Raw genomic sequence first — 7414 nt, forward strand, 5'->3', positions numbered from 1 at the left:
GGAAAATGGCTCTTCTCGACTTTGTGTGATAATTTTTGCTTATGTAAGGTGAAATGCTTATCCGGCAAAACTTTAATCGCTATTTGGCGGAAGAAACTATCAGTATAGACCTCGTTTCCACACAGAAACCAGAAGAACCGGAAAATAAACTGGTAGAATCTGAATAGAAGTGGTTACTTTGGCGATCGCTAATACTGCATCGAAATTTTCGCCGCGGGTAATCAAGCGATCAAAAGTAGATGAATTCATGGGGAGATTCTTAGATGTTCGCCGCCGATACTCAAGCAATTCTCTTGCTTTGTGCCAATTTTGGACAAAATCGCCCTACAACCAGATATGAAGATTGCTAAACTGGATTCTTGGCATCTTTTTTCCCTACTCAACTGAAATCGTCTAAAACTGACTGAAAGTGTCGGCTAATTTATCAGCAATTCCCTCGATCCAAATTTCATCTTGTTTAGTATAACTGCGCGGCGCATTGGCGGCCAAAATTAACACCCCTTCCTTACCGATGGGTTGACAGATTAAGCCTTGGGTGTTTTCTGGCAAATAGTCAAACTCGATTTTAGCGGGATATAAATTTAAATTAACTAAATAAACGGCTTTACCGGTTTCTAAAACTCTTTTAATAATATTACTAACTTTAACTTCAGAATTCTGGCTTAAGATACCGCGACGTAATAAAACTTCTCCCCGATAATAAACGATCAGAGATTTTGTCACGGTGTTGGTTAAAAGTAAATGGGAAGCCCAAGCAAGCTCAATTTTAACCTGTTCTGGCAAATCTGGGGCAAATTCCAGGCCTTCGCGCCCGATTAATTCCACAGCATCCGGTAAGCGGGGTTGAACTCTTTGCCAGATTAAACCCACCAAAATTAAAACCCCACTCAAAATCACTCCCATCACATCGGAACGCGCTTGCGATGGGGTTAAATCGGCAGTGGCAAAACGATTAAACATTAATACCGTACCCCCGACGATGCCGGCGAACAGGGGTAACAGTCTTAAAATACGATTGGGATCAGCTTGTGCCATAGCTGAGAACTATTCCTCGTCTGGTTCTAGAATACGTTGAAAAAGATAGCCTGTACCTCTAGCGGTGAGAATTAACTCAGGATTGCTGGGATCATCCTCTAATTTGGCTCGTAAACGCGAAATATGCACATCTACCACCCGCGTATCCACATGACGTTCGGGGGTATAACCCCAAACTTCCTGAAGGATTTCCGAGCGCGAAAAAGCTTCTCCCGAGCGACTGACCAATAATTCTAGTAAACTAAATTCCATACCGGTCAGACGGATGCGTTCATCCCCCTTATAAACTTGGCGTTTATTGGTATCGATTTTAATGGAACCGATATGAATCACACCGGAACTGGGAATCCCCGGGGCGCCATTTTTCTCTACCCGACGCAACACCGAACGAATCCGCGCCTCGAGTTCTTTGGGAGAAAAAGGTTTAACTACATAGTCATCGGCACCCAATTCTAATCCGGTAATTCGATCGGCCACATCCCCCAAAGCCGTTAACATAATGATAGGAATATCCGATTCTTTGCGGAGTTCCTGACAGACACCGTAACCGTCTAATTTCGGCATCATCACATCCAAAACCACTAAATCGGGTTCGGCGGTGCGGAAGGTTTCTAAAGCTTCCTCGCCGTCGGCGGCGGTGACGACTTCATAACCAATCATCGACAAACGAGTCTCTAAGATACGACGGATGCTGGCTTCATCATCAACAACGAGAATTTTTTCCTTCTGGTTCTCCAACTGAATTAACACTCCTTAGTTAAATAGTGTGATGAATTTTAAAGTTAAATAACGAGCGTTCCTGTTTATAGAATATCCTTTTGCCGTTATCATTAAGCCTAAATTTCCTATTTTATTTCTTTTATGGCAATTATCAATAACTTTATGGTCTTCCTTCCCCCCTATCATACTTAATTAAATTTGACAAGAGAATTGATCCCCAAACCGCTTTTCTTCAACTTTTCTTAAAAAACATGGCGAAATCGCGAACAATATATATCTGTAGTGCTTGTGGGGCGGAATCTCCCCAATGGTTGGGAAAATGCCCCAGTTGTGACACCTACGGGACGCTAGAAGAACAAGTGATGGCTGGTGGCAATAATCCGGCGGTAAATCGCCCAGGATGGCAAAATAGTCGCCCAAATAACGGCAAAGGGCAACGCAACCCCCAACCGCGCATCTCGGTGCGCTTCTCGGAAATTACCCAGTATGAACAGGAACGTTTTCCCTCCGGTTACGGGGAATTCGATCGCGTTCTCGGTGGTGGCATTGTCCCCGGTTCTCTTGTACTAATCGGCGGCGATCCGGGCATCGGCAAATCGACGCTTTTACTGCAAGTTACCAACCAACTCGCCCAAAGATTACCGCGCATCCTCTACGTTTCCGCCGAAGAATCGGGACAACAGATTAAACTGCGGGCTGCCCGTTTGGGGGTGGGAGTGGTTGCCGTGGAGTCGGAAAATAACGGCAATGGCAAGGAGAAAAAAGCCTCTGAATCAACCTCAGAACTCGATAATCATCTCTATGTTCTGCCAGAAACCGATTTAGAGGAAATTTTGCGAGAATTAGAATCTCTACGCCCACAGGTGGCGGTAATTGACAGTATTCAAACTCTTTATTTTGGGGCCTTAACTTCCGCACCGGGATCTGTCGCCCAAGTTCGCGAATGTACCTCCGCCTTGATGCAGGTGGCAAAACGGGAGAATATTACTTTATTAATTGTCGGTCATGTGACTAAAGAAGGGGCGATCGCTGGTCCGCGAGTTTTGGAACATTTGGTCGATACGGTGTTATATTTTGAAGGCGATCGCTATGCTTCCCATCGTCTCTTAAGATCCGTGAAAAACCGTTTTGGGGCAACCCATGAGATCGGTATTTTCGAGATGGTGGATCACGGTTTGGTGGAAGTGGAAAACCCCTCAGAATTGTTTTTAGGCAATCGCGACGAATTTTCCCCCGGTACGGCGACGGTGGTAGCCTGTGAAGGTACACGCCCGATTGTGGTGGAGTTACAGGCATTAGTTAGCCCCACCAGCTACGCTTCCCCGCGAAGATCGACCACGGGCATAGAATACAACCGATTACAGCAAATTCTCGCCGTTTTAGAAAAGCGCGTCGGCATTCCTTTATCGAAATTAGATGCCTATGTTGCCTCCGCAGGAGGGTTGGGAGTGGAAGAACCGGCGGCGGATCTGGGAGTTGCGATCGCTGTTGTCGCCAGTTTTCGCGATCGAGTCGTGGATCCGCGCACAGTCTTAATCGGGGAAGTGGGATTAGGCGGACAAGTCCGCTTAGTGTCGCAAATGGAACTAAGATTAAAAGAAGCGGCTAAATTGGGCTTTAAACGGGCGATTGTCCCTAGAGGTCAAGTTTATCCCGAAGATGTGGGCTTAGAAATTGTTCCAGTCGGCAAGGTAATCGAGGCAATTGTCGCCGCAATCCCCCCCCAGCAGCGCTTTGGGGAAGATATAGAAGACGAGGAAGGGGAAGGGCAAGAATAACGGTACAATGCTAAAAAAGATTAAATTACTTGGGAGATTTTCACCATGTCTGTGTTAGCTGTTGCTGCTTTGGCGGGTTATCTGATCGTTTTTACCGGAATTGCCCTCGGTCTCTTTTTCGGTCTGCGCGCCGCTAAAATTATCTAGTATATAAACAGTAAAAAAGCTTTAGTGATCGGTTTAACTGGTCACTATTGCCAATTCTAGGGGAGATAAAAAATGACTGTTATTCTAGACTTAAAAACTCTCTACGAAATTGATGATTCTCTCTGGTTAGAAGAAACTATCGAACTGCTCAAGGCTAAAAATTTTGAAGCGCTAGACTTAGAAAACTTGCTCGAGGAGTTAGAAGACTTGGGAAACGAGAAAAAGTTTCGTGTTGCTAGTTTTTTACAGCAAATTATTAGACATTGTTTATTATTACAATTTTGGACAAGTGAAAGAGAATATAATCAGGCTCATTGGCGTTCAGAAATTATCAATTTTAAAGATGAACTTAATACTTATTTGACGACTAATTTAAGAAATTATCTAGAACATAATTTGGCAACTATTTATGAAAAAGCCCTTCGCTATCTTCGTCAAAAAACCGATAATAAAGTCAACTTTCCCGATACTTGTCCCTACAGTTTAGAAGAACTGCTCGCTCCTAATTGGCTACCACCTTACAAATAAAGGAGATAAAAAATGACTGTTATTCCCGACTTAAAAACTCTCTACGAAATTGATGATTCTCTCTGGTTAGAAGAAACCATTGAACTGCTCAAGGCGAAAAAATTTGACGCTTTAGATTTAGAAAACTTGATCGAGGAGTTAGAAGAGTTGGGAAACGATAAGAAGTTTCGTATTGCTAGTTTTTTACAGCAAATTATTAGACATTGTTTATTATTACAATTTTGGACAAGTGAAAGAAAATATAATCAAGCTCATTGGCAAGCAGAGATAGTCAGTTTTCAATATCAGTTAAAGCGCTATTTAACTACAAATCTTCGCAAATATCTAGAACAGGAATTTGAGCAAATTTACTTTGAGTCCGTGCGATATGTTCGTCAAAAAACCGATAATAAAGTCAACTTTCCTGATATTTGTCCCTACAGTTTAGAAGAACTTCTCGATCCTAATTGGCTACCACCTTACGAATAAAGGAGATGATAATGACTGTTATTCCCGACTTAAAAACTCTCTACGAGATTGATGATTCCCTCTGGTTGGAAGAAACTATCGAACTCTTAAAAGCGAAGAGATTTGACGCTTTAGATTTAGAAAACTTAATCGAGGAATTAGAAGATTTGGGTAACGAAAAAAAGTTTCGTGTTGCTAGTTTTTTACAGCAAATTATTAGACATTGTTTACTCCTACAGTTTTGGACAGAGGAAAGAGCATATAATCAGGATCACTGGGAGTTAGAAATAGTCAACTTTCAAATTCAGCTAAAAAGACGCTTAACCACCAATCTCCGTAATTATTTACAAAATGAATTAACTAATATTTATGAAGATGCAGTTTTCTTGGTGCGGAAAAAGACAAAAAATAAAGTTACTTTCCCTAATACTTGTCCCTACAGTTTAGAAGAACTTCTCGATCCTAATTGGCTACCACCATACGAATAAAGGAGATGATAATGACTGTTATTCCCGACTTAAAAACTCTCTACGAAATTGATGATTCCCTCTGGTTGGAAGAAACTATCGAACTCTTAAAAGCGAAGAGATTTGACGCTTTAGATTTAGATAATTTAATCGAGGAGTTAGAAGATTTGGGTAACGAAAAAAAGTTTCGTGTTGCTAGTTTTTTACAGCAAATTATTCGTCATGCTTTGTTACTGCAATTTTGGACAAGGGAAAGAGAATATAATCAAAGTCATTGGGAATCAGAACTGGTAAATTTTCAAGATCAATTAAATACCTACCTAACGGCAAGTTTACGGAAATATTTAGAACAAGAATTTGATAATATTTATCAGAAGGCAATCCGTTATGTGAGAAAAAAGACAACAAATCAAGTTACTTTCCCTAATACTTGTCCCTACAGTTTAGAAGAACTTCTCGATCCTAATTGGCTACCACCTTACGAATAAAGGAGACGATAATGACTGTTATTCCCGACTTAAAAACTCTCTACGAGATTGACGATTCTCTCTGGTTGGAAGAAACTATCGAACTCTTAAAAGCGAAGAGATTTGACGCTTTAGACTTAGAAAACTTAATCGAGGAATTAGAAGACTTGGGAAACGAAAAAAAGTTTCGTGTTGCCAGTTTTTTACAGCAAATTATTCGTCATGCTTTGTTACTGCAATTTTGGAGAAGTGAAAGAGAATATAATCGTAGTCATTGGCGTTCAGAAATCGTCAATTTCAAAAACCAGATCGACACTTATTTAACTACTAATCTCCGCAATTATCTCACTCAAGAATTACCTCGTATTTACCAGAAAGCTTTAAATTATGTTAGAGAAAAAACCGATAATCAAGTTAGTTTTCCTGGGGAATGTCCCTACAGTTTAGAAAATCTTCTTGATCTCGATTGGTTCCCCCCAGAAAATGAATAAAGGAAAAAATGAAATGCTGAAAAAGTTTCTACGTTGGCTGATTATTGGGGGAACCTTATTTTTTGTTCTCAGTAACCTTAAAAATAACTGGGATAACGTCACCTCAGTTAGAATTGAAAATCATGGTTGGTTATTTCTTTTCTTGGCACTTGTAACCACCGTTATCGCTCAAATTTGGGCAGGATGGGTGTGGACATGGATACTCAAAAGCTATCAACAACCGATTAAAACCTCCACAGGAATTGGCATCTATATGATTACCAATTTAGGAAAATATCTACCCGGTAATATCGGCCACTTTTATGCTCGCATTGTGGCAATTAATAAAGCAGGAAGTGATTGGGGAACCGCTAGTTTAAGCGTTTTATTAGAACTTTTATTGCTGGTGTGTGCAGCCTTAGCCATAGCAGTTATTGGTAGTGGTTTAGGTTGGATGAAATCTAGCTCAAGTCTAGGGATACAGATATTAGTTTTAGGATTAATTTTAATCGGCATTCATCCCAAATTTTTAAATTATCCTCTGAAAATCCTCAGCCAAAAGAAAAAGATTGCTCAAGAACCTGTTTATCTAACTAAATATCCTCTCGTCCCTCTCTTGGGTGAAACTGGATTTTTATTGTGGCGCGGTGCGGGTTTTATTTTAGCTTGGATGGTGTTAAAAATGATTACCCCCGCTCAGATTTTACCCCTCTTAGGAACCTTTAGTTTTGCTTGGTTATTGGGTTTAGTTGTCCCCGGAGCGCCGGGGGGATTAGGAGTTTTTGAAGCCACAGCAATCGCACTTTTAGACACAGAAAACTTTCCCGCCGCTAACGTACTTATCACCGTTGCTATCTATCGTTTAATTAGCATTCTCTCCGAAGTCATTGCCGCCGGAATCGGGACAAAATTAGTTAAAGATAAAGCCAAGTTTTTTAGTTAGCTTAAGAATATTATTCGGGTGTGTTAGCCCAATGTAACGCACCCAGAAGAAAAGTTTTGATCATTGTTAAGCGAAGATAATTTTCTCAACTCCTATCTATCTCCTGACTTGAAAGAGGGTGTGGGGTGTGGGGTGTAGGGAAGGAAACCTCTTTCATCTGTGGGGGTGAAAAATTTTTCATCGGGACTGACTCCTAAATTCTGATGTAACATAGGATCAATAATCAGCAAAAACATGGATACTCCCACCTAGAGAGGCCGAAAAAATGACAATTGCCAAAAGCGACGAAACTGCCACCTCTCCGGCACTGATAGAAGAAGATTTCGAGGACTTCTGGGAACCCCCCCCACCCCCCACAGACTTAATTTTTGATGATGGTGAACCCTTGGAAAGCAACCGACACCGCATTGCC

At 41.2% G+C, this 7414-nt stretch carries 12 protein-coding genes and 1 pseudogene; 9 read left to right on the forward strand and 4 right to left on the reverse strand.

Translation table 11 applies throughout. The annotated features are described in order from the left end of the window. Positions 1-99 precede the first annotated feature (99 nt). The 3 genes from PX482_RS03010 to rpaB form a co-directional block, all read right to left on the reverse strand. Complete coding sequence (locus PX482_RS03010; protein ID WP_288093294.1) at positions 100-249, reverse strand: hypothetical protein; 150 nt, start codon at positions 247-249, stop codon at positions 100-102. A gap of 144 nt (positions 250-393) precedes the next feature. After that, entirely contained in the window at positions 394-1035 is a 642-nt protein-coding gene (locus PX482_RS03015; RefSeq protein WP_287971709.1) for a cofactor assembly of complex C subunit B, read from the reverse strand. A gap of 9 nt (positions 1036-1044) precedes the next feature. Then, positions 1045-1773 (reverse strand): response regulator transcription factor RpaB, encoded by a 729-nt coding sequence (rpaB, locus tag PX482_RS03020; RefSeq protein ID WP_002781934.1) that lies wholly within the window; start codon positions 1771-1773, stop codon positions 1045-1047. 233 nt (positions 1774-2006) lie between these two features. Between rpaB and radA the strand changes: the two genes are divergently transcribed. The 8 genes from radA (at position 2007) to PX482_RS03060 (ending at position 7002) form a co-directional block, all read left to right on the forward strand. Then, positions 2007-3533, forward strand: coding sequence for a DNA repair protein RadA (gene radA, locus PX482_RS03025; protein ID WP_004266763.1), 1527 nt, complete (start codon positions 2007-2009; stop codon positions 3531-3533). Positions 3534-3578: 45 nt separating this feature from the next. Further along, positions 3579-3680 carry a cytochrome b6-f complex subunit PetL gene (gene petL, locus PX482_RS03030; RefSeq protein ID WP_002791324.1) on the forward strand — a complete coding sequence of 34 codons (102 nt, stop codon included), beginning with the start codon at positions 3579-3581 and terminating at the stop codon, positions 3678-3680. A 72-nt stretch (positions 3681-3752) separates the two neighbouring features. Continuing rightward, on the forward strand, positions 3753-4208 hold the full coding sequence (locus tag PX482_RS03035; protein ID WP_149986180.1) for a DUF29 domain-containing protein: 456 nt from the start codon (positions 3753-3755) through the stop codon (positions 4206-4208). A gap of 12 nt (positions 4209-4220) precedes the next feature. Beyond that, on the forward strand, positions 4221-4676 hold the full coding sequence (locus tag PX482_RS03040) for a DUF29 domain-containing protein (RefSeq protein WP_288095535.1): 456 nt from the start codon (positions 4221-4223) through the stop codon (positions 4674-4676). 11 nt (positions 4677-4687) lie between these two features. Further along, positions 4688-5143 (forward strand): DUF29 domain-containing protein, encoded by a 456-nt coding sequence (locus PX482_RS03045; protein WP_004266761.1) that lies wholly within the window; start codon positions 4688-4690, stop codon positions 5141-5143. 11 nt (positions 5144-5154) lie between these two features. Continuing rightward, positions 5155-5610 (forward strand): DUF29 domain-containing protein, encoded by a 456-nt coding sequence (locus tag PX482_RS03050; RefSeq protein WP_147072336.1) that lies wholly within the window; start codon positions 5155-5157, stop codon positions 5608-5610. Positions 5611-5621: 11 nt separating this feature from the next. After that, the gene (locus PX482_RS03055) at positions 5622-6080 is read left to right on the forward strand and encodes a DUF29 domain-containing protein (RefSeq protein ID WP_288095538.1); all 459 of its coding nucleotides are present in this window, start codon (positions 5622-5624) and stop codon (positions 6078-6080) included. Beyond that, complete coding sequence (locus PX482_RS03060) at positions 6073-7002, forward strand: lysylphosphatidylglycerol synthase transmembrane domain-containing protein (RefSeq protein ID WP_004266759.1); 930 nt, start codon at positions 6073-6075, stop codon at positions 7000-7002. The genes PX482_RS03055 and PX482_RS03060 overlap by 8 nt, the downstream gene beginning before the upstream one ends. A 92-nt stretch (positions 7003-7094) precedes the next feature. Here the strand turns inward: PX482_RS03060 and PX482_RS03065 are convergent, their stop codons facing one another. After that, positions 7095-7238, reverse strand: coding sequence for a hypothetical protein (locus tag PX482_RS03065; RefSeq protein WP_004266758.1), 144 nt, complete (start codon positions 7236-7238; stop codon positions 7095-7097). A gap of 29 nt (positions 7239-7267) precedes the next feature. Between PX482_RS03065 and PX482_RS28020 the strand changes: the two are divergent. After that, positions 7268-7414, forward strand: a pseudogene (locus tag PX482_RS28020) (Uma2 family endonuclease); the annotation flags it as partial.

Origin of the sequence: Microcystis sp. M53602_WE12 (assembly GCF_030065455.1) — a bacterium.
Taxonomy (GTDB): Bacteria; Cyanobacteriota; Cyanobacteriia; order Cyanobacteriales; family Microcystaceae; genus Microcystis; species Microcystis aeruginosa.

What these genes read in the sequence shown, in the direction of transcription:
- PX482_RS03010 (WP_288093294.1), bottom strand. Translation starts at nt 249, where the DNA reads ATGAATTCATCTACTTTTGATCGCTTGATTACCCGCGGCGAAAATTTC.
- PX482_RS03055 (WP_288095538.1), top strand. Translation starts at nt 5,622, where the DNA reads ATGACTGTTATTCCCGACTTAAAAACTCTCTACGAGATTGACGATTCT.
- PX482_RS03015 (WP_287971709.1), bottom strand. Translation starts at nt 1,035, where the DNA reads ATGGCACAAGCTGATCCCAATCGTATTTTAAGACTGTTACCCCTGTTC.
- PX482_RS03040 (WP_288095535.1), top strand. Translation starts at nt 4,221, where the DNA reads ATGACTGTTATTCCCGACTTAAAAACTCTCTACGAAATTGATGATTCT.
- PX482_RS03045 (WP_004266761.1), top strand. Translation starts at nt 4,688, where the DNA reads ATGACTGTTATTCCCGACTTAAAAACTCTCTACGAGATTGATGATTCC.
- radA (WP_004266763.1), top strand. Translation starts at nt 2,007, where the DNA reads ATGGCGAAATCGCGAACAATATATATCTGTAGTGCTTGTGGGGCGGAA.
- PX482_RS03065 (WP_004266758.1), bottom strand. Translation starts at nt 7,238, where the DNA reads ATGTTTTTGCTGATTATTGATCCTATGTTACATCAGAATTTAGGAGTC.
- PX482_RS03060 (WP_004266759.1), top strand. Translation starts at nt 6,073, where the DNA reads ATGAATAAAGGAAAAAATGAAATGCTGAAAAAGTTTCTACGTTGGCTG.
- petL (WP_002791324.1), top strand. Translation starts at nt 3,579, where the DNA reads ATGTCTGTGTTAGCTGTTGCTGCTTTGGCGGGTTATCTGATCGTTTTT.
- PX482_RS03050 (WP_147072336.1), top strand. Translation starts at nt 5,155, where the DNA reads ATGACTGTTATTCCCGACTTAAAAACTCTCTACGAAATTGATGATTCC.
- PX482_RS03035 (WP_149986180.1), top strand. Translation starts at nt 3,753, where the DNA reads ATGACTGTTATTCTAGACTTAAAAACTCTCTACGAAATTGATGATTCT.